Consider the following 19,658-nt stretch of genomic DNA (forward strand, 5'->3'; position numbering starts at 1 on the left):
GGGACCGCAGGAATCCGGCGTAGCGTTCACGCCGGAATACATCTCGGACGACGCGTTCGAGGCGAAGTGGTTCGTCCCGCGCGCAGGTCGGGGAGGAATCATGTTGACTGCACCCTTCACGAAGAACACGCTCTCGGATCCCTTCGGGGACTGGCCGCAATGGCGCAAGGACCACGGCCTGGGCCCCCACCGAGGCCAGGACTGGAACGGTCTCGACGAGGGAACCCGCATTCCCGCGTCCGGCGCGGGGACCGTCGTCTGGTCGAACTGGAACGACGCGCTCGGCTGGGAGATCGTCGTCGAGTACCCCTCCGACGAGGTCTTCATCGGCTACTGCCACCTCTTCGAGCAGGGGCCCGCCGTCGGCACGGCCGTACGACGCGGCGAGATGGTCGGCAAGATCGGCGAGACCGGCGGCTCGGCCTTCGGCGCGCACCTGCACATGACGGCGTCGCGCGAGAACGGCGACCCCGGCACCGTGCCCGTCATCGACCCGATGCGATTCATGTCGTTCGGCGCTCTCCCTGCAGGCGACGACGAAGCCACCTCCGAGGAGGACACCATGCAACTCCTATTCGTCACCGACAGCGTCGACGGCAACAACATCGCCGGGTGGGCGCTCCTCAACGTGCGCACGGGTAAGGTGCTCACGCTCCGCGCCGACGATCCGGCGAACCAGGAGCGCGCGAACCGCTGGGCGCGCATCTGGGGAAACGCCCGCCGTTGCACCCGCCAGGACCTCGCCGACGCGCAGGACGCGATCCGCGAGACCGCCTGAATCTCAGGCCGGTGCGAGCAGCCCCGCGATGCGTTCGAGGCTGCCGGGCACGATGCGGTAGTACGCCCACGTTCCACGCTTCGACCGCGAGAGGAACCCGGCCTCGCTCAGGATCTTGAGGTGGTGCGACACCGTCGGCTGGCTGAGGCCGACCGGCTCGATGAGGTCGCACACGCAGGCCTCCTGCCCGTCGTGCGCGGCCACGATGGAGAGCAGGCGCAACCGCGCGGGGTCGGCGAGCGCCTTCATGGTCTGAGCGAGCTGCTCGGCGTCGGACGCGGCGAGCGGCTCGCGCACGAGCGGTGCGCAGCACAGCTCGGTGCCGGCGTTCGACGAGACGTCTCTGACTTCGAGCATCGTGACCATGCATCGATACTACTCGATATTGACATCCATCGATATATCGATCCATACTGATCGCATCGCAGTTCATCGATATCCGTCGATATCCAAGGAGGACGCAGTGACGCTGCTCGACGTGACCGCCCGGCCCGTGACGAACGACCGGCTCTCCACGCTGCCCGTGGTGATCATCGGCGCCGGCCCGATCGGGCTCGCCGCTGCGGCGAACCTCGTGGAACGCGGCATCGACTTCGTCGTCCTCGAGGCGGGCTCCGACATCGCCGACAGCGTCCGGGCCTGGGGCCACACCCGCCTCTTCTCGCCGTGGAAGCATCTCGTCGACCCGGCGTCGCAGCGACTCCTCGAGGCGACCGGCTGGGTGCTGCCGAGCCCCGAGCGCGCCCCATCGGGTCGCGAGCTCGTCGACGAGTACCTCGTTCCGCTGAGCCGGCTCGAGTCGATCGCCTCCCGCGTCCGTACGGGTGCCGAGGTGCTCGCCGTCAGCCGCGAGGGCATGGATCGCACGCGGACGACGAACCGCTCGGCGACGCCGTTCCTCGTGCGGCTCCGCACGACGGCGGGGGTCGAGGAGCTCACGGCCCGCGCCGTGATCGACGCCTCCGGCACCTATCGCACGCCGAACTCGCTGAGCTCGAGCGGGCTGGGCCTGCTCGGCCTCGACGAGGTCGCCGACCGCGTGCACCCCGCCCTGCCCGACGTGCTCGGCCGCGACCGCGACGCCTTCGCGGGTCGGCACACCACCGTCGTCGGCGCCGGGCACTCCGCCGCGAACACGCTGCTCGGACTCGTGCAGCTCGCCCGCGAGGTGCCGGGCACCAGGGTCACGTGGCTCATCCGCAACGCGCAGGCCGTGCGCGTGTCGTCGTCGGCCGACGACGAGCTGGCCGACCGGGCGAAGCTCGGCGGTCGGGTCGCGGCGGCCGTGCGCCGCGGTGACATCGAGCTCGTCGACGGGTTCGAGATCCTCCGCGCGCGTCGCGCCGCCGACGGGGACGCGGGCGCAGACGGCATCGAGCTCGTCGGCCAGCGGCGCGGCGAACTCGTGGTGCACGAGACCGACCTGGTGGTGAACGCGACCGGCTTCCGCCCGAACCTCGACCTGCTGCGGGAGATCCGTCTCGACCTCGACGAGATCGTCGAGGCCCCGAAGCGGCTCGCACCGCTCATCGACCCGAACGTGCACTCGTGCGGCACCGTCGAGCCGCACGGCTTCGCCGAGCTCACCCACCCAGAGAGCGGCTTCTTCATCGTCGGCATGAAGTCGTACGGCCGCGCCCCGACGTTCCTGCTCGCGACGGGCTACGAGCAGGTGCGCTCGGTCACCGCGTGGCTCGCGGGCGACCTCGCGTCGGCGATGAACGTCGAGCTCGTGCTGCCGGCGACCGGTGTCTGCTCGACCGACCTCGGAGGGTCGTCGAGCTGCTGTTCGACCTCGGGCTGCTGAGCCTGCCCTTCGCCGCTCGACCGCAGGGGCGCGCCTAGCGCCCCTGCGGCAGGAGCTCGGCGAGCAGTTGCTCGACGCGGCCGCGGATCTCGTCGCGGATGGGGCGCACGGCCTCGATGCCCTGGCCGGCGGGGTCGTCGAGCTTCCAGTCCTCGTAGCGCTTGCCGGGGAAGATCGGGCACGCGTCGCCGCACCCCATCGTGATCACGACGTCGGAGTCGCGGACCGCTTCGGTGGTCAGTACCTTCGGCACGTTGTTCGCGATGTCGATGCCCTGCTCGGCCATCGCCTGCACCGCGACCGGGTTGACCTGGTCCGCAGGCGTGGAACCGGCCGAGAACACCTCGACGCGATCGCCACCGAGCTCGCGCAGGAAGCCGGCTGCCATCTGCGAGCGACCGGCGTTGTGCACGCACACGAACAGGACGGTGGGCTTCTCGGACATGGCTGGACCTCTCTCCGGCTCGAACCCCTTAACCATAGATGATGATCTATGGATGCCGCAGGCCGCCGCCGTCCGTTCAGCAGGAGTTCACGCGGCCGAGTCCGCGAGCGACGCGATGAGGCCGCGCACGCGGCGCTCGATGTCGTCGCGGATCTCGCGCACGCGCTCGACCGGCTGACCCACGGGATCGTCGAGCTCCCAGTCGAGGTACCGGGTCCCCGGGTAGACGGGGCAGGCATCGCCGCAGCCCATCGTGACCACGACATCGGCGGCGCGCACGACCTCGTCGGTCAGCGGCTTCGGAAACTCGCCCGCGATCGAGACCCCGACCTCCTCGAGCACGCTCGCCACCGCGGGCGCGACCGCCGACGCCGGCTCCGAGCCCGCGGTGCGCACACGCACCCGGTCGCCCGCGAGCCGCCGCAGCAGCGCGGCGGCCATCTGCGACCGTCCCGCGTTCTGCACGCAGACGAACAGCACCTCGGGCACGGCCTCGCGCGGCGCGTTGCGCGAGGCGACGGCGGCGAGGCGCTGCGCCGCGAACTCCGCCGTCCGCGACGCGAGCCGGGTGTCGGCGCCCGCGCCCTCGAGCAGCCGCCGGCTCTCGTCGACGAACCGCTCGACCGTCTCGCGGTTGAAGGTGCCGGCGAAGCGATCGGTGAGGTCGTCGGCGATGCGCGCGAACACGGCATCGCCGGGCGGTGGGGCCTCGGCGCCGAGCAGCCCGATGACCCGGTCGCGCTGCTCGGGCGCGATCGAGTACCAGACCCGCCGGCCGTCGGGGCGGCGCTCGAGCACGCCCGCCTCGGCCAGGAGCTTCGCGTGGTGCGTCACCGTCGGCTGCCGCAGCCCGAGCCGTTCGGCGAGGCGCGTCACGGTCGATCGTCCGTCGGCGAGCACGAGCCGCAGCAGGCGGGCGCGCGTCGGTTCGGCGATCAGCGCGGCGATCGCCGCGGCGTCGGCAGTCGGCTCGACCGAATCCATAGATCGAAGTCTATGGACTGGCGGCGGACATACGGGCGGATACGCCCCGGAAGCGCGTCGTCCACCGCCAGGCGATCACCGTGGTGCTCATCGCCGTCGCGGCGGTCGTCGCCGGCACCGCGGTGCTGCTGCTCCTGACCGGCCTCGACCTCGACCGCGTGCTGTTCGAGGCGGTCTCCGCCTTCGGCACCGTGGGCCTCTCGACGGGCATCACCGCCGATCTGCCGGATGCCGCGAAGATCGTGCTCGTGCTGCTGATGTTCCTCGGCCGAATCGGGCCGCTCACGCTCGGCAGCGCCATCGCGCTGCGCGAGCGACGCCTCCTCTACGAACTCCCCAAGGAAAGGCCGGCCATTGGTTAGGTTCCCCATCTTCGGCGGCGACCCCGCGCGCCGCATCGCCGAGGCCGACTCGGTCGCCGTGATCGGGCTCGGCCGGTTCGGCAGCGCCCTCGCCCTCGAGCTCATGGCGGGCGGCACCGAGGTGCTCGGCATCGACGTCGACGAAGACCTCGTGCAGGCCCACAACGGCGAGCTCACGCAGGTCGTGCGCGCCGACTCGACCAAGGCCGAGGCGCTGCGGCAGCTCGCGATCGACGAGTTCGATCGCGTCGTCGTCGCGATCGGCGGAGACGTGTCGGCGTCGATCCTGACGTGCTCGGTGCTGCTCAGCATGCAGATCCCGGTGATCTGGGCCAAGGCGGTCGACGACCAGCACGGCCTCATCCTCGAGCAGCTCGGCATCCACCACGTCATCTACCCCGAGAAGGACATGGGCCGCCGGGTGGCGCACCTCGTGCGCGGCGCCGCGCTCGACTACATCGAGGTCGCACCCGGGTACGCGCTCGTGAAGACCGCCGCCCCGTCGATGCTCCACGGCAAGCGACTCGGCGACACCGGCGTGCGCGCGAGCCACGGCATCACGATCGCCGCCTTCCAGCACGGCGACGAGGCCTGGCGCAACGCCGACAACGCGACGACCCTGCACGCCGGCGACACGATCCTCGTCGTCGGGCCCACAGCCAACGCGGAGGCCTTCGCCCAGCTGCGCTGAGGCGCGGAGCGCGACGTTCCGGGGGTGCTCTTCCGTCAGCCGGACGGCGTGTCGGACGCCGCACAGTCGGGAATGCACCCCCGCAACGGACGGGCGCGGCCGGTGAGGCCGGCGTCGCTATGCCGAGGGCGCGCTCGAGGGGGTCGGCTCCGGCGTCTCGACCGGCTCGTCGGTCTCCGCATCCGGCTGCTCGAGCGCGGCGATCGCCTCACTGAACGCGGCGATCGTCGCGGCGTCCACGGCACCGGTCGCCGCGACCCCCAGATCGGTCTGCAGCGCCTTCACGGCGTCGGTCAGCGCGTCGGTCCACACGCCGTCGACGGGGCCGTCCCAGTAGCCGGCGAGCTTCAGCGTCTGCTGCACCGCCGCGGTCGAGGCGATCGAGCCCTCGGCCGCCGCCTCGCCCTTCGCCGTGAGCTCGGCCTCCAGCGCCGCTGCGGTCGCCCGGTCGACCGTGCCCGTGACCGGCAGGTCGTTCGCCCGCTGAAGGTCCTCGACGGCCTGCACGGTCAGCGGGCCGACGATGCCGTCGACGGTGCCGGTGTAGTAGCCGGCGGCCGCGAGGTCCTGTTGCAGTGCCAGCACGTACGCACTCACCGCGGCCTGTGCCTCGACCTGCTGGTCGTCGGTGAGACACCCGGCGTCGGCGAACAGGGCGAGCCACGCCCACTCGAGCGCGACCACCGCGGCGTTGAACTGCTCGGATGCCTCGGCGAGCGGCGTCTCGTCGGTGAGGGAGGCCTGTGCGTCGGCGAAGTCGGCCTCGGCCTGCTCGACCCGGTCGACGGCCTCGGTCGCCACGGCGGGTGTGCTGGTCGGCACCGGCGTCGCCGCCGCACTCGGGCTGCCGGTCGAACCGGCCTCGACCGTCGCGAGCACGGCCTGGGCGTCGGCGAGGTCCTGCTGCGCATCGGCGAGCGCCCGCTGGGCCTCGACCGCAGCCTCTGCGCCGGCGAACGCGTCGTCGCGCGGCTCGGCCACGTCGGCGCCCGCCGACCGCACGTCGCCCACGGTCGGGGCGGTCGACCGCAGCACGTCGCCGTACTGGTCGAGCGCCGCGATGTAGCTCTTGCTCGCCTCGCAGAACGCTGCCGACGCGTCACCGAAGTCGGCCTCGGCCTGCGTCAGCGCCTTCTCCTTGGCGGCGACCTGCGCCTGCGCCCGGTCGAGATCGCTCAATTCGCCCGAACAGGCGGTGAGGCCCGCCGCGGCGACCCCGATCCACGCCACGGCGGCCAGGAGACGCACCCGCGTCGTCGTGCGATCGGTCTTCATGCGCGGCTCCCTGCTCGGTCGTGACGGGTTCGGCCCAGCCTCGCACCGCTGCGTTCGCCGCCGCCTCATGCCATGCACGTGAAATCCGCTCGCGGCACCGCCCGCCCGCCCGGGCCGCCGCGACCACGGCACACCGTTCCGGGGTGCATTCCCGACGAAACCGCCGGCGACACGCCGCGAGCTCGTCGGGAATGCACCCCCGCAGCGGGCCGCGCGGCACGCACCCGCGGCCGCACGTCCCTGCGCGGCATCCCACCCCTCGAAAAGAAATCACGGAAAAGTTGGTATTCGGTGTTGCTAAGTACCGGTACTCAGTGTTACTCTCTAGCGGTACCTAGCAAGACTGATTACCAGCAACACTGAATAGCAAGAAGGGGGTGGCCCGATGGGCAAGCAGATGACCGAGATGCTGAAGGGCACGCTCGAGGGCATCGTGCTCGCGATCCTCGCCACGGCACCGGCCTACGGCTACGAGATCACGGCGCGACTGCGCGAGCACGGCTTCACCGACATCGCCGAGGGCACCATCTACGCCCTCCTCGTGCGGGTCGAGCAGCGCGGGCTCGTCGACGTCGAGAAGGTGCCCTCCGAGAAGGGCCCGCCGCGCAAGGTGTTCACGCTCAACGAGCGTGGCCGCGGCGAACTCGACGAGTTCTGGGGAACGTGGAGCTTCCTGGCCGAACGCATCGAACAGCTCCGCACCGACATCGAGATCGACAAGGAGAACTGACCATGGCTGCCAAGTGGATCGAGGCCCTCACGGGCTCGCTCGAGCAGAAGAAGCAGTACAAGCAGGCGAAGGCGCGCATCGACGGCCTCCCCGCACCCTACGCCGCGGCGGCCGGAGCCGTGCAGCGGTACCTCCTGTACTCGGGCGACGTCACCGACGGCGACACCATGGTGCAGATGATCGTCGACCTCGCCGACCTGTTCGAGCGGGCCGCGATCGACGGCACCCCCGTCGCCGACGTGGTCGGCGACGACCCGGTCGAGTTCACCGAGACGTTCGCCCAGTCATACGGCGGCAAGCGGTGGATCGACAAGGAGCGCGCTCGCCTCAACACGGCGATCGACGACGCGAAGAAGGAGCAGTCATGACCACCGTCACCGAACCCGCCATCCGGGTGCAGGGCGTCGAGAAGTCCTTCAAGGACCTGCACGTCCTCACGGGCGTCGACTTCGACGTCGAGCGCGGCAGCATCTTCGCCCTGCTCGGCTCGAACGGCGCCGGCAAGACCACCCTGGTGCGCATCCTCTCGACCCTCCTGAAGGCCGACGCGGGCGCCGCGACGGTCGGCGGGCGGGATGTCGCGACCGACGCCGCCGGCGTCCGCGAGGCGATCAGCCTGACCGGCCAGTTCGCAGCGGTCGACGAGGTGCTCACGGGCCGCGAGAACCTCGTGCTCGTCGCGAAGCTGCGTCACCAGAAGCAGCCCGGCAAGATCGCCGACGACCTGCTCGAGCGGTTCTCGCTCACCGAGGCCGGCGGCCGCCGGGCGGGCACCTACTCGGGCGGCATGCGCCGCCGGCTCGACATCGCGATGAGCCTGATCGGCGCCCCGTCGATCATCTTCCTCGACGAGCCGACCACCGGGCTCGACCCGCAGGCCCGCATCGAGGTGTGGCAGACCGTCAAGCAGCTCGCCGACGGCGGCACCACGGTGCTGCTCACGACGCAGTACCTCGACGAGGCCGAGCAGCTCGCCGACCGCATCGCGATCCTGCACAAGGGCACCATCATCCAGAACGGCACGCTCGACGAGCTCAAGCGGCTGCTGCCCGCGGCCAAGGTCGAGTACGTCGAGAAGCAGCCCTCGCTCGAAGACGTCTTCCTCGCCCTCGTCGGCGAGACGGGCGACGAGTCGGGCGACGAGAACGAAACCCAGAAGGAGGCAGCACGATGACCACCCACGCCATCAGCGACACCGCCGTGCTCACCGGCCGCTCGCTGCGCCACATCCTCCGCAGCCCCGACACGATCATCACGACCGCGGTCACCCCGATCGCCCTCATGCTGCTGTTCGTGTACGTGCTCGGCGGAGCCATCAACACCGGGTCGAACGAGTCGTACATCGACTACATGCTGCCCGGCATCCTGCTCATCACGATCGCGTCGGGCGTCGCGTACACCTCGTACCGGCTGTTCCTCGACCTGCAGGGCGGCATCTTCGACCGCTTCCAGTCGATGCCGATCGCCCGCTCGAGCGTGCTGTGGGGTCACGTGCTGACCTCGCTCGTCTCGAACCTGGTGTCGGTTGCGATCGTCACGGGCGTCGCGCTCATCATGGGCTTCCGCACGGGGGCCGACCTCTGGGCATGGCTCGCGGTCGTGGGCATCCTCGTGCTGTTCACGCTCGCCCTGACCTGGCTCGCGGTGATCGCGGGGCTCTCGGCGAAGACGGTCGACGGCGCGAGCGCCTTCGCCTACCCGCTGATCTTCCTCCCGTTCATCAGCTCGGCGTTCGTGCCGACCGACTCGATGCCCGGGCCCGTGGCCTGGTTCGCCGAGAACCAGCCGGTCACCTCGATCGTCGACACGACGCGGGCCCTGTTCAGCGGCCAGCCCGTCGGCAGCGACATCTGGGTCGCACTGGCCTGGCTCGTCGGCATCATCGTCATCGGCTACATCGGGGCGCTGGCGGCCTACCGCCGCAAGCTCAGCTGACGACCGGATGCCGCGGCGGTTGCGCCGCGGCATCCCCCGTCTCGCACATCGAGGAGGAACGACATGAACTTCTGGGACACCATCACCGGCAACGACCTGCGCCGGGAGATGAAGGCGTTCGACGCCCGCGCCGAGGCGCTGCCGGCCGACTTCCGCGCGGCATTCGAGGAGATCAAGCTCCAGCTGTGGGGCTACTCCGACTTCACGGGCCGCAACCTGATGCCGATCCTCGACGGCGCCCTCGGGCTCCTCGAGGAGACGGCGTCCGAAGGACAGGGCATCGACGAGGTGCTCGGCGACGACATCCCCGGGTTCTGCCAGGCGCTCGCCGGCGGCGAGGGGGCGAAGGGCTTCCGCGACAAATGGCGCGAACAGCTCAACCGCAACGTCGCGAAGAAGCTCGCACGACTGGGAGGCTGACCATGGGAATCCACGACATCATCGAGGGCAAGCGCGAGTGGCGGGCCCACCTGGCCCGGGTGCGGGCCCTGCCGAAGGACTACCAGGTGGTCTACGGCGAGATCCAGAAGTACTACCTCAAGATCGGGCCCGTCGGACTCGAGGACGGCACGCTGCTCACGGGAATCGTCGACTTCTTCGAAGACGGCGCGGCGCAGGGCAAGGGCGCGATCGAGCTCATCGGCGACGACGTCGCGGCGTTCGCCGACGACCTCGTGAAGGACACGCCCACGTACGCCGACCGCTACCAGGAGTCGATCGCGGCGAAGGCGCGCGACGCCGGCGAGTGAAGGGCACGACGACGGGGACGCACCATTCGGTGCGTCCCCGTCGTCGTGTCGCGACCGCTCACCCCTGGCCGTCCCGACCGTCCTCGGACCCCCGCCCGAGCACGCGTCTCATCCCGCCATCGACTGCAGTCTCGTGCGGATCTCCTCGCTCGTGTGCGTCTCCTGGTCGAGGTTCGCCTGCAGCAGCGCGGCGGCCTCGGAGGCGCCCATCGCCGTGACCGGCGCGAGCAGGGCTTCATACGCGGAGATCTCGTAGTGCTCGTTGCCGAGCGCGCTCGCGAGCGCCGCCCGGTCGCGCAGCTTCGGCGCACTCCGCTCGAGCAGCGACGCCGCCTGCCGGCTGATGCCCTTCGTGCTCGGCGACGGCGCCGTCGACTCGCGCAGCTCGAGCAGGCGGAAGACCTCCTGCAGGTTCGCGAGCTGCTCGCGCGTCTCGTCGGCATGGTGACGGAAGAGCTTCTTGACCTCGGCGCTCTTCGCCGCCGTGGCCAGCTCACCGAGCGCCGCGAGGGAGTCGTTCTCCATCGTGAGCGCCGTGCGCAGCTGGAAGTGCAGCAGGTCGCCAGGGCTCTCGAGGCTCTGCTTGACCATGATGCGACCTCAGTCGCGGTCGGTGAAGACGTCCTTGGCGCGCTCGCCCGCGTCCTTCACCTCGTCGCCGGCCTGCTTCATGTCGGCCTTCGCCTCGTCGACGTGGCCCTCGGCCTCCATCTCCTCGTTGCCGGTCACCTTGCCGACGCCCTGCTTGATCTTGGCGCCCGCCTCTTCGGCCTGGTGCTTGGCCTTGTCTCCGATTCCCATCGTCCTCGCCCTCCTTGTTCGAGTCCCGGATGCCGAACCCGGCACCGCGCCGTTTCGGGTCGGCACGGCTGCCGGGTGCAGCACCTGCCTTCCACGCTCGCACCGGCCCCATGGCCCCTCAAGGGATTGACAGCCCATGCACGATGTGCCGACGCGGGCGCGCGCGAGGCGCGGAAACCGGACACGAGGGGCAGGGCTGCGCTCACGGCTCCGCGGCGAGGTCGGCGCGGCCCGGCCCCTCGAGCCGACGGCCGTCGGCGGCGAACCGCGTGCCGTGCAACGGGCAGTCCCACGTGCACTCCTCGTCGTTCCAGGCGACGATGCCGCCGAGGTGGGTGCACACCGCGGTGACCCGGCGCGTGACCCCGTCGACCGTGCTGACGGCGACGGGCGGCACACCGCGGTCGACCCGCCCGCGCCCCTCGGCGGGCGGCTCCGCCTCGGCACCGACGGCGGCCCGCGCCACGCCGCCGAGCAGCTGCCCCACCGCGGCGGCGTTGCGGGCGACGGCGGCCGCGGCATCCGACACGGTGCCCGGCCGGTCGTAGAGCCGGGCCGCCCAGTCGGGGCGGGCGCCCTTCAGCTCCTGTGCGATCGCGATGCCCGAGGCCGCCCCGGCAGCGAGGCCCCATTTGCCGAAGCCGCTCGCGAACCACGGGCCGTCCGTGCCGAGCCTTCCCGCGTACGGTGCGCCGTCGAGCGAGTCGTAGTCCTGCGCCGCCCATCGATGCACGAGCGTCGCGCCGGGAAACCGCTCGCCCACCCAGCGGTGCAGTTCACCCGCTCGCTCGGCCGTCGAGGACACCCGGCCGACCGCGTCGTCGTTGCCCGCGACGATCAGGTACTCCTCGCCGCCACGACGGGCCGGCCGCAGCGAACGGGTCTCGCCGTCGATCGAGAGGTGCATGCCCTCGATCCGACGGCTCCCGGTGCGGAACGCCGCGACGTGCGACCGCGAGGGCGACGTGCGGGCGAACGTGAGTCCGCGATCGATGATGGGCGCTCCCGTCGCGAGCACGAGCTCCTCCGCATGGAGAGTGCCCTGCTCGGTCTCGACCTCGTGGCCCGCGGCCGCCGAGCGCACCTCGAGCACGCGGCATCCGGCCACGACGGGGATGCCCGCCAGTCGTGCGATGGTCACGAGCCGGCGCACGAGCACCATCGGGTCGAGCATGAACTGCCCGTCGAGCGCGATCGCCTCGCGCGCGCCCACCGGCGACTCGGCCGGCGCCGCCCACCGCACCCCGAGGTCGAGCGCTCGCGCGACGGCGTGCTCGGCCTCGAGCCGCTCGACGCCCGCAGCCGTCGTCGCGAAGCTGTAGGCGGTCGCCTGCTCGTAGCCCTCGTCGTGACCCGAGAGCAGCGCCCTGAGCCAGGAGGCCCCGGTCCGGCAGGCTTCGAGATACGCGGCGGCGACGTCGAGCGAGTTGCGGTCTCGCACGGTCGAGAGCCTCGCGCCCTGCAGCAGGGTCACCTTGCCGGTCGAGCCGCCGGTCGTGAGCGCGCCCGGGTCGCCCGCGTCGATCACCGTCACGCGTCGCCCGGCATGGGCGAGCTGCACGGCGACGGTCAGGCCGACGAGTCCGGCGCCGACGACGAGCACGTCGTGCGACGCATCGGCCGGCAACCGGTCGAGGGCGCCGGCGTCGGTGCCTTGCCGCCAGAGCGATCCCATACCCTCATCGTCGCGACCCGGTCACACCGGTGCGAGGGCTTGACACCCGCCTCGCGCGGAGGATTCCGGCCCCGGGGGCGCGAAGTCAACCCCCTGCCGCACGAGGCCGCGCGTCCCTACCGTGGAACCGTCGCGACCCGACCGGCCGCGACCCGACCGAACGGGGTCCGACCCAGCGGCCCCGGCGCTCCCCGAAGGAGGGATTCCCCGATGAACATCCTCTTGATCGTCATCGTCGCCATCGCCATCATCCTCGCCATCACCGGCGGGCTCGTGCAGTCGCTGAACTTCCTGCTGTGGGTCGGACTCGTGCTGCTCGCGATCGCGGTGATCGCATGGCTGATCCGGGCGATCGCCGGCCGCAACAGCAGCGTCTGACGACGACCGCGGCATCGGCCGACGCTCGACGCGTCGGCCGATGCACGACCGTTCCCGAGGGGCCCGGCCCGAGGCATCCCCCGCCTATTCGGGCTCCTCGAGGAACGGCTCGTGGCGGTACGACCCCGCGTCGAGGATCGCGACCGTCGCCTCGGGCACCTCGACGAAGACGCCCGGCACGTCGGTGAGCGGCTCCGACACGATGACCCGCGCCGTCTTGCCGAACCCTCGCAGCTGCTCCGAGTCGGGGTACATCTGCTGGAGGCTCGTCATGTCGATCGAGTGGAACAGCGTACGGGTGCGGCCGGCGCTCGAGTAGCGGAACGCCCATACGGTCGCCCCGTCGGACACCGCGACGGTGCCCTGCATCGGGAACTCGACGCCGTGCGCGTGCCCGACCTCCTCGACCTTGCGGATCGCCTTCGTCATGCCGGCCACCGGATCGTCGCGCAGGCCCAGCGTGAGGGCGAGGTTGAAGAGCACCTCGCTGTCGGTCGTGCCCTTGATGAGCGGGAAGAACGACTCGTCGACGGCGAGCATGAGGTCGCGGCGCACGCCCTCGAACCCGCCGAGGCCGCCGTTGTGCATGAAGAGCCAGTTCTCGTGCCGGAAGGGGTGGCAGTTCGTCTGCTGGATCGGGGGGCCGGCGGCGGCTCGCACATGCGCGAAGAAGAGCGGGCTCTCGATCGCGCGCGTCAGCTCGCGCAGGTTCTCGTCGTGCCATGCCGGCTCGATGCTGTGGAACAGCCACGGCTCGGTGCCGGACTTCGAGCCGTCGGGATACCACCCGACGCCGAAGCCGTCGCCGTTCACCGTCTCGGCGCCGAGCGGCGAGTTCAGCGACTGGGCGACGAGCGAGTTCTCGGTGTCGAGGATCAGCCGCGCCGGCTGGATCGGCTCCCCCGAGTAGGCCAGCCAACGGCACATGAGCCCACACCTCCCATGACGGTTACGGACGCCACGGAGCCGACGATACGCCCGATCGAGCCGGCGCGACAGGGTCTCAGTCGGCGGCGGGCTGCTCGCGCGGGCAGGCGGCGAGCTTCGTCATCTTCTCGGTCGCCTGGTCGTACGACCACGGCAGCTCGACGAACGGCTGCTCGCGGTCGGCCGTCGCGGTCGCCTTCGACCCGGCCGAGGCGAGCGCGAATGCGGCCTCGCGCACGAATTCACTGCCGGACGTCGAGTTGTTGAGCGCGATCACCACGGTGAGCCCGGTCTCGGGATCGGTGAAGGCCGCCGTGAGCGCACCGGCCGTCTCCCCGGCGGTACCGCGCAGCGGGCCGTACTCCGAGCCGCCGAGCCCGTACGAGTACCAGCCGGGCGCGTCGCCGCCGACCGGATCGGTCGTCCACTGCGTGCGTGCACCGTGCTCGCCGAGCAGCGCCCCCGTCGCGAACGCCTCGCTCAGGCGACGGGTGTCGTCGAGGTCGGACACCGCACCCGCAGCCGCCGCACCCATCGAGCTCGACTGCGACGAGTCGTCGTGCACCGAGTCGCAGACGGCCTTGCCGCCGCTCGTCTCCGAGGCGTACCCGCCCAGCAGGCCGGCGTGCCCTGAGCGCTCGGGCGCCGGCAGCTCGGTGTCGTCGAGGCCGAGCGGCGTGAAGACGTACCGATCGGCGAGCTCCGACCAGGTGTCGCCGGTCGCCTCCTCGAGCGCCCGCGAGAGCAGCAGCACGCCCGTGCGCGAGTACGCGTACTCGTCGCCCGGCTGGCCGGTGCGCTTCGCCGCGAGCCCCGACGCGAGCAGTTCGTTCGGCGACCAGATGCGCTCGGGGTTCTGGATGAACTGGGCCTCGAGGCCCGGGTAGTAGTCGCCGAGGCCCGAGGTGTTGCGGCAGAGCTGCTCGAGGGTGATGCCCTCGAGGCCCGGCACCCGGTCGACGTACTCCGCGACCGGATCGTCGAGCGACACCGTGCCCGTCTCGGCCAATCGCATGAGTACCGTGCAGGTGATCTCGCTCGTCACCGTCGCGAGGCGAAAACCGGTGTCGGCGGTTACGGGTCGCGCCTTCTCGGTGAAGTCGACGTTGCCCGATGCGCCGGTCCACGAACCGGCCCACGGCGCCCACACCCCCGCCACGCCCCCGCTCGAGCCGCTCAGCGCGACCGCCTGGTCGAGCGTGGCCTGCAGCTTCTCGACGAGCGCATCGTCGTACTGCGCGTCGACCGGCTCGAACCGGCTCGACGGGTCGACGCTGCCGCCGGTGCACCCCGAGAGGGTCAGCGCCGCGACGAGCGTCGCGACGGAGGCCGCGACGGCTCTCGCCACTCGCCGCCTGCCCCCGAGTCGGTCAGCCACCGTGCCCCCTCAAGCCGTGTGTCCGCAGAAATTGTAACCCGCCGAGGCGGTGGCACCCGGTTGGACGGGCGCCGTACGAGCGGCGCGTGCACCCCTCGTACTGGTGTATGTCCGGATCGGCCCGAAAGGTTCCCGAACGGCCGCGACTCAGCGAGCGGCCGTGCCGATCTCGCGCGCGGCGCCCGCCATGAACCGCTCGACGTTGCGGTCGACGATGATGTCGCTCGGCCGCAGCGGCCGCTGCAGGTAGAGCCCGTCGAGCGCCGTGAGCCGGCTGAGCGCGACGTAGGTCTGCCCGGGGCTGAACACACGGGGGCCGAGGTCGACGATCGCCGTGTCGTAGCTCGCGCCCTGCGACTTGTGGATCGTGACCGCCCACGCGAGCCGCAGCGGGAACTGCGTGAACTCGGCGACGATCTCCTTCTCGAGCTTCTTGCGCACCGGGTCCCAGCTGTAGCGGTACTTCTCCCAGGTGACGGGCTCGACCTCGTGCTCCTCGCCGTCGATCTCGACGCGCACCTCGCGCTTCAGCGAGGTGATGGTGCCGATCGTGCCGTTCACCCAGCGCTGCCCCTCGGGGCCGACGGCGGTGTCGTTGCGCAGGAACATGACCTGCGCGCCGACCTTGAGCTCGAGCCGCTCGTCGGCCGGGAAGGCGCGCCCGCCGAAGTCGCCGTTCACCTCGGCCTCGTTCGCCTGCGACGTGCCGGGCAGCCGGTGCAGCGCCGTCGCGTTGATGCGGTTCACGGTGCTGTTCGTCGTCGCGAGGGTGATCGCGCCCTGCTCGGGCAGCGGGCGGCGCGCACCGACGCCGTTGAGCACGCCCGCCATCTCGGCGGTCACCCGTCCGTGCCGCACCGCGTTGAGCAGCTGCTTGAACTCGTCGTCGTGCTGCCGATGGATCTCGCCGAGCTCGAAGATCTTGAGGTCGGCCTCGTGCCACACCTTCGCGTCGAAGAACCACATCGAGTCGTAGGTGTCGGCGAAGTAGGCCCGCTCGTCGCCGTCGCCCGGTACGGGCGCGAGCTGGTACGGGTCGCCGAACAGCACGACCTGCGCGCCGCCGAACGGCTCGAGGGGGCGCTGCCGCGCCTGCCGCAGCGAGCGGTCCATCGCGTCCATGAGGTCGGCGTTGACCATCGACACCTCGTCGACGACGAGCGTGTCCATCGCGTTGAGGATCTTGCGCACCGTGTCGTTCTGGTCGATGTCGTGGTCGGCGATGACGCCGATCGGCAGCCGGAACAGCGAGTGGATCGTCTGCCCGCCGACGTTGAGCGCCGCGACCCCGGTCGGTGCGCAGATCACGATCTGCTTCTTCGTGTGCCAGTTGAGGTGGTTCAGCAGCGTCGACTTGCCCGTGCCGGCGCGCCCCGTCACGAAGACGTGCTCGCGGGTGTCCTCGATCGCCTGGAACACCGCGGCCTGTTCGCGGGAGAGGGTCACGTTCTGCACGGCGGGTCTTTCGATGAGGGGCGGATGCCTCGGGGTCGACGCCGCGCGCGGCGGGCGGCGGCGCTCCCACTGTAACCACTGCGGAGATCCTCAGGTTCGCCGCGCGCCCGACCCTAGACTGGGCGCGTGGGGAATGCGGGCGGTGAGCGGACGCGCGTCTCGCCGCGCGCGGTCATCGCCTGGGCGGGTCTCGCCGTGCTGCTCGGCGGCACCTTCCTCGCCGCGCTCGGCGGCCTCAACCAGTCGCTGTACGGCGCATCGAGCTTCGTCGAGCGCTATCTCGAGGCCATCGCCGACGACGACATCGGCACGGCCGCCGCGACCCCCGGCGTCGCGCTCGACGCGGCCGAGCTCGAGGAGCTCGGCCTGCCCGCCGACATCTCGACGGCGATGCTGCGGTCGGGCGTGGTCGAGTCGGGCCCCGAAGACGTCTCGATCGTGAGCGACATCGCCAACCCCGACGGCACCCACTCGGTGACCGCGAGCTACCGGCTCGATACCGAGATCGCCGAGTCGACCTTCGAAGTGCGCCCGATCGACCCGCTCTACGGCCTGCTCAACCGCTGGGAGTTCGCCGACAGCCCGCTCGCGGTCATCGAGGTGACCGCGGCCCACAACCCGCTGTTCACGGTCGGCACGCTCACGCTCGACGCCCGCGCGACCAAGCCGCCCGAGGAGCTCGCGAGCTTCACCCAGGTCACGCCGTACCTCGCGATCGCGCCGGCGGTGTACCAGTTCCACTACGAGTCGACCCTGCTCGCGGCAGCGCCCGTCGTCGTGCCGGTCGACGCGGGCGAGCAGGTGAGCGTCGAGGTCGACGCCCAGCCGACCGCCGCGTTCGTCGAGCGCGTGCAGACGAAGGTCGACGAGTACCTCGCCGCCTGCGCCGCGCAGCACGTGCTGCAGCCGGCCGACTGCCCGTTCGGCATCGAGATCGACGACCGCGTCACGAGCGAGCCGCAGTGGAGCATCGTGTCGACGCCGCAGGTCACCCTCACCGCGGGCGAGACGTCGTTCGACATGCCGCCCACCGAGGGCGTGGCGCACATCTCGGTCGAGGTGCAGGACCTGTTCGACGGGCACTACTACACCCTCGAAGAGGACCGCCCGTTCAACCTCGCGCTCTCGGCGACGATCCGCCCCGACGGGTCGATCGCGATCCAGCTCAAGTAGTCCCCAGGCCGGTTGAGTAGCGCCGACGCGGAGCGGCGACGCGTATCGGAACCACCCCCGCGGTCGTGGTCTCGATACGCTCCTCCGTCGCTACTCGACCGACGAACTCTTGTCGTGCTCGGCGATGGCCGCGAGCCGCGCGTTGTAGGCCTCGAGCTCGGCGTCGCCCGTGCGGTCGGCGTGCCGGTCGCGGCGCTTCGACTCCTTCTCGTCGCTGCGCGACCACTGGAACGCGACCGTGATCGCGAGCGCGACGGTGGGGATCTCGCCGATCGACCAGGCGATGCCGCCGCCGAGCTGCTGGTCGGCGAGCGCGTCGGTGCCCCAGCCCATCGCCCCGTACCAGTCGGCGAGCATGAGCCCCGTGCCCGTCATGATCGCGAGACCGAAGAACGCGTGGAACGCCATCGTGCCGAGCAGCAGCAGCAGCCGGAACGGGTAGGGCAGGCGGTACGGCACCGGATCGATGCCGATGAGCGACTGCACGAACAGGTACCCGGTGATGAGGAAGTGCGCGACCATCCACTCGTGCCCGATGTGGTCGAGCATCGTCCAGCGGAACAGCGGCGAGTAGTAGAACACCCAGAGCGACCCCGCGAAGAGCACGGCCGCGACGATCGGGTTCGCGATGATCGACGCGAACCTCGAGTGCACGGCGAGCAGGATCCACTCGCGCCCGCCGCGCGAGCCGTCCTTGCGCGGACGGATCGCCCGGGCGGCGAGCGTCACGGGCGCGCCCGGCACGAGCAGCACGGGAACGGCCATCGTCAGGGCCATGTGGCCGAGCATATGCGCCGAGAACAGGTACTGCTCGTAGACGTTGATGCCGCCGTTCGTGACGTAGGCGAGCAGCAGCAGGCCCGAGACCCAGAGCACGGCACGGTAGACGGGCCACTTGTCGCCGCGCCTGCGCAGCCGGAAGACCCCGGCCAGGTAGAAGAAGATGCCGAACCCGCACGCGAGCAGCCAGATGAGGTCGGGGTTCCACTCGGTGACGTAGCGGAACGTCTCGGGCCACGGCGGCAGCGGCGTGCCGGTGAGGATCTCGGCGGGGGTGCGGGCGAGTTCGCCGGCCTCCTCCGACACCGGCGTCGCGGTGCGCGCGAGGGCCGCCGCCACGCCCGACGCGATGCCCATGAACGCGAGCTCCGCGACGACGAGCCACCAGAAGTTCCTCGCGCCCCCCGCTGGTCGAGGAGCGCCCGGCGAAGGAGGACGCGTCTCGAGACCGCCCCGCGACATCCTCCGGATCAGGAACCGGCGGTACATCGCACCGAAGCATCCGAGTGCGATGAGCACGGCGACCTTCGCGATGACGAGCACGCCGTACTGCGTCGCGAGCTGGTCCCAGGTGCCGATGCGCAGCGCCGCGCTCGCGTAGCCCGAGATCGCGACGACGATGAAGCAGATGAGCGCGACCGTCGAGTACCGGGCCAGCACGACGGGCAGTCGCTTCGGTCCGAGCTCGCGCCTGAGCAGCACGAGCGTCACGAGGCCGCCGAGCCACATCGCGACGAACACGAGGTGCAGTCCGAGGCTCGTGACGGCGGCCGCGTGGCCGGCCGCGCCGGCCGCGTGCCCCTGCTGCGCCATGGGCACGAGCGAGGCGACCGCGAGCACGGTCACGAAGACGAGCGCGGTGTGGTTGCGCACCGCGAAGCACAGCACCGTGACGGTCGCGGCGACGAGGGTCGTGATGAGCCACGACTGGCCGAGCTCGATCGTCGTCACGAACTGGCCGAGCTTCTGGCCGAAGGCGTCGCTGAGGTCGAACGGCACCGCCGTGACGAGTACGAACGTGAAGAGCCCGGTGGCCGCGCTCGCGACGGTCATCACGGCGGCCGACGCGGCGGCGACGTCGAGTGCGAGGTCGAACTCGCGACGCTTCGGGCTGAGCGCCCACACCGCCAGCACGAGCGCGCCGATCATGCCCGCGGCGCCGAGGTTCACGAAGAGCTTCGCGACGGGCACGCCGTAGCGGGCGACGGGCCCCGGATCCTGGATCAGTTGTTCGTCGGCGCCGCCGCCGTACGCGAGGGCGACGAACGTCGCGACGAGGGCGACGGCGGTGAGCACGGCAGGGCCGAGCACGCGGACGGAGCGGGGCACCGAACC

At 71.1% G+C, this 19,658-nt stretch carries 23 protein-coding genes; 12 read left to right on the forward strand and 11 right to left on the reverse strand.

Going from position 1 to position 19,658, the window contains the following annotated elements:
• Window positions 1–100 precede the first annotated feature (100 nt).
• Complete coding sequence (locus AC3RJ6_RS00525) at window positions 101–778, forward strand: M23 family metallopeptidase (RefSeq protein WP_491424884.1); 678 nt, start codon at window positions 101–103, stop codon at window positions 776–778.
• A gap of 3 nt (window positions 779–781) precedes the next feature.
• Here AC3RJ6_RS00525 and AC3RJ6_RS00530 read toward each other — a convergent pair whose 3' ends face one another.
• Window positions 782–1,144 carry a metalloregulator ArsR/SmtB family transcription factor gene (locus AC3RJ6_RS00530; RefSeq protein WP_491424885.1) on the reverse strand — a complete coding sequence of 121 codons (363 nt, stop codon included), beginning with the start codon at window positions 1,142–1,144 and terminating at the stop codon, window positions 782–784.
• Between the two features lie 97 nt (window positions 1,145–1,241).
• Between AC3RJ6_RS00530 and AC3RJ6_RS00535 the strand changes: the two genes are divergently transcribed.
• Window positions 1,242–2,585 carry an FAD-dependent oxidoreductase gene (locus AC3RJ6_RS00535; protein WP_491424886.1) on the forward strand — a complete coding sequence of 448 codons (1,344 nt, stop codon included), beginning with the start codon at window positions 1,242–1,244 and terminating at the stop codon, window positions 2,583–2,585.
• Window positions 2,586–2,619: 34 nt separating this feature from the next.
• On the opposite strand, the gene AC3RJ6_RS00540 is transcribed toward AC3RJ6_RS00535, so the two are convergent.
• Together AC3RJ6_RS00540 and AC3RJ6_RS00545 are read right to left on the reverse strand one after the other, a co-directional pair.
• Window positions 2,620–3,030, reverse strand: coding sequence for an arsenate reductase ArsC (locus AC3RJ6_RS00540; protein ID WP_491424887.1), 411 nt, complete (start codon window positions 3,028–3,030; stop codon window positions 2,620–2,622).
• An 87-nt stretch (window positions 3,031–3,117) separates the two neighbouring features.
• Window positions 3,118–4,014: a metalloregulator ArsR/SmtB family transcription factor gene (locus AC3RJ6_RS00545; RefSeq protein ID WP_491424888.1), complete on the reverse strand. Its 897-nt coding sequence runs from the start codon at window positions 4,012–4,014 to the stop codon at window positions 3,118–3,120.
• A gap of 80 nt (window positions 4,015–4,094) precedes the next feature.
• Between AC3RJ6_RS00545 and AC3RJ6_RS00550 the strand changes: the two genes are divergently transcribed.
• Both AC3RJ6_RS00550 and AC3RJ6_RS00555 read left to right on the forward strand, forming a co-directional pair.
• Window positions 4,095–4,376: a potassium transporter TrkG gene (locus tag AC3RJ6_RS00550; RefSeq protein WP_491424889.1), complete on the forward strand. Its 282-nt coding sequence runs from the start codon at window positions 4,095–4,097 to the stop codon at window positions 4,374–4,376.
• On the forward strand, window positions 4,369–5,067 hold the full coding sequence (locus AC3RJ6_RS00555) for a potassium channel family protein (RefSeq protein WP_491424890.1): 699 nt from the start codon (window positions 4,369–4,371) through the stop codon (window positions 5,065–5,067). Before AC3RJ6_RS00550 ends, AC3RJ6_RS00555 begins: the two co-directional genes overlap by 8 nt.
• 117 nt (window positions 5,068–5,184) lie before the next feature.
• Here AC3RJ6_RS00555 and AC3RJ6_RS00560 read toward each other — a convergent pair whose 3' ends face one another.
• Entirely contained in the window at window positions 5,185–6,342 is a 1,158-nt protein-coding gene (locus AC3RJ6_RS00560) for a peptidoglycan-binding domain-containing protein (RefSeq protein WP_491424891.1), read from the reverse strand.
• Window positions 6,343–6,727: 385 nt separating this feature from the next.
• Between AC3RJ6_RS00560 and AC3RJ6_RS00565 the strand changes: the two genes are divergently transcribed.
• The 6 genes from AC3RJ6_RS00565 (at window position 6,728) to AC3RJ6_RS00590 (ending at window position 9,756) form a co-directional block, all read left to right on the forward strand.
• Window positions 6,728–7,072 (forward strand): PadR family transcriptional regulator, encoded by a 345-nt coding sequence (locus AC3RJ6_RS00565; RefSeq protein WP_491424892.1) that lies wholly within the window; start codon window positions 6,728–6,730, stop codon window positions 7,070–7,072.
• 2 nt (window positions 7,073–7,074) lie between these two features.
• Entirely contained in the window at window positions 7,075–7,440 is a 366-nt protein-coding gene (locus AC3RJ6_RS00570) for a DUF1048 domain-containing protein (RefSeq protein WP_491424893.1), read from the forward strand.
• Window positions 7,437–8,246, forward strand: a complete 810-nt coding sequence (locus tag AC3RJ6_RS00575; protein WP_491424894.1) for an ABC transporter ATP-binding protein — start codon at window positions 7,437–7,439, stop codon at window positions 8,244–8,246. Before AC3RJ6_RS00570 ends, AC3RJ6_RS00575 begins: the two co-directional genes overlap by 4 nt.
• Entirely contained in the window at window positions 8,243–9,007 is a 765-nt protein-coding gene (locus AC3RJ6_RS00580; RefSeq protein ID WP_491424895.1) for an ABC transporter permease, read from the forward strand. The genes AC3RJ6_RS00575 and AC3RJ6_RS00580 overlap by 4 nt, the downstream gene beginning before the upstream one ends.
• A gap of 63 nt (window positions 9,008–9,070) precedes the next feature.
• The gene (locus AC3RJ6_RS00585; protein WP_491424897.1) at window positions 9,071–9,427 is read left to right on the forward strand and encodes a DUF1048 domain-containing protein; all 357 of its coding nucleotides are present in this window, start codon (window positions 9,071–9,073) and stop codon (window positions 9,425–9,427) included.
• Between the two features lie 2 nt (window positions 9,428–9,429).
• The gene (locus AC3RJ6_RS00590; RefSeq protein ID WP_491424898.1) at window positions 9,430–9,756 is read left to right on the forward strand and encodes a DUF1048 domain-containing protein; all 327 of its coding nucleotides are present in this window, start codon (window positions 9,430–9,432) and stop codon (window positions 9,754–9,756) included.
• 108 nt (window positions 9,757–9,864) lie between these two features.
• On the opposite strand, the gene AC3RJ6_RS00595 is transcribed toward AC3RJ6_RS00590, so the two are convergent.
• From AC3RJ6_RS00595 to AC3RJ6_RS00605, 3 genes are all read right to left on the reverse strand, one after another.
• Window positions 9,865–10,347 carry a YciE/YciF ferroxidase family protein gene (locus AC3RJ6_RS00595; protein WP_491424899.1) on the reverse strand — a complete coding sequence of 161 codons (483 nt, stop codon included), beginning with the start codon at window positions 10,345–10,347 and terminating at the stop codon, window positions 9,865–9,867.
• A gap of 9 nt (window positions 10,348–10,356) precedes the next feature.
• The gene (locus tag AC3RJ6_RS00600) at window positions 10,357–10,557 is read right to left on the reverse strand and encodes a CsbD family protein (protein WP_231429339.1); all 201 of its coding nucleotides are present in this window, start codon (window positions 10,555–10,557) and stop codon (window positions 10,357–10,359) included.
• A 202-nt stretch (window positions 10,558–10,759) separates the two neighbouring features.
• Window positions 10,760–12,232, reverse strand: a complete 1,473-nt coding sequence (locus AC3RJ6_RS00605) for an FAD-dependent oxidoreductase (RefSeq protein WP_491424900.1) — start codon at window positions 12,230–12,232, stop codon at window positions 10,760–10,762.
• A 210-nt stretch (window positions 12,233–12,442) separates the two neighbouring features.
• Here AC3RJ6_RS00605 and AC3RJ6_RS00610 point away from each other — a divergent pair, with 210 nt between their 5' ends.
• Window positions 12,443–12,610, forward strand: a complete 168-nt coding sequence (locus tag AC3RJ6_RS00610) for a hypothetical protein (protein ID WP_491424902.1) — start codon at window positions 12,443–12,445, stop codon at window positions 12,608–12,610.
• An 84-nt stretch (window positions 12,611–12,694) separates the two neighbouring features.
• Here AC3RJ6_RS00610 and AC3RJ6_RS00615 read toward each other — a convergent pair whose 3' ends face one another.
• The 3 genes from AC3RJ6_RS00615 to AC3RJ6_RS00625 all read right to left on the reverse strand — a co-directional run bounded on the left by AC3RJ6_RS00615 (window position 12,695) and on the right by AC3RJ6_RS00625 (window position 16,370).
• Window positions 12,695–13,537, reverse strand: coding sequence for a class II glutamine amidotransferase (locus AC3RJ6_RS00615; RefSeq protein ID WP_491424903.1), 843 nt, complete (start codon window positions 13,535–13,537; stop codon window positions 12,695–12,697).
• Between the two features lie 76 nt (window positions 13,538–13,613).
• On the reverse strand, window positions 13,614–14,885 hold the full coding sequence (locus tag AC3RJ6_RS00620) for a serine hydrolase domain-containing protein (protein WP_491424904.1): 1,272 nt from the start codon (window positions 14,883–14,885) through the stop codon (window positions 13,614–13,616).
• Window positions 14,886–15,062: 177 nt separating this feature from the next.
• Window positions 15,063–16,370: an ATP-dependent DNA helicase gene (locus AC3RJ6_RS00625; protein WP_491424905.1), complete on the reverse strand. Its 1,308-nt coding sequence runs from the start codon at window positions 16,368–16,370 to the stop codon at window positions 15,063–15,065.
• 126 nt (window positions 16,371–16,496) lie between these two features.
• On the opposite strand from AC3RJ6_RS00625, the gene AC3RJ6_RS00630 reads away from it, so the two are divergent.
• The gene (locus AC3RJ6_RS00630) at window positions 16,497–17,543 is read left to right on the forward strand and encodes a hypothetical protein (RefSeq protein ID WP_491424906.1); all 1,047 of its coding nucleotides are present in this window, start codon (window positions 16,497–16,499) and stop codon (window positions 17,541–17,543) included.
• Between the two features lie 90 nt (window positions 17,544–17,633).
• On the opposite strand, the gene AC3RJ6_RS00635 is transcribed toward AC3RJ6_RS00630, so the two are convergent.
• A complete protein-coding gene (locus tag AC3RJ6_RS00635) occupies window positions 17,634–19,652 on the reverse strand; it encodes a bifunctional copper resistance protein CopD/cytochrome c oxidase assembly protein (RefSeq protein WP_491424907.1) in 2,019 nt (672 codons plus the stop codon).
• Between the last annotated feature and the right edge of the window lie 6 nt (window positions 19,653–19,658).

It is taken from the genome of Agromyces cucurbitae, assembly GCF_058349945.1.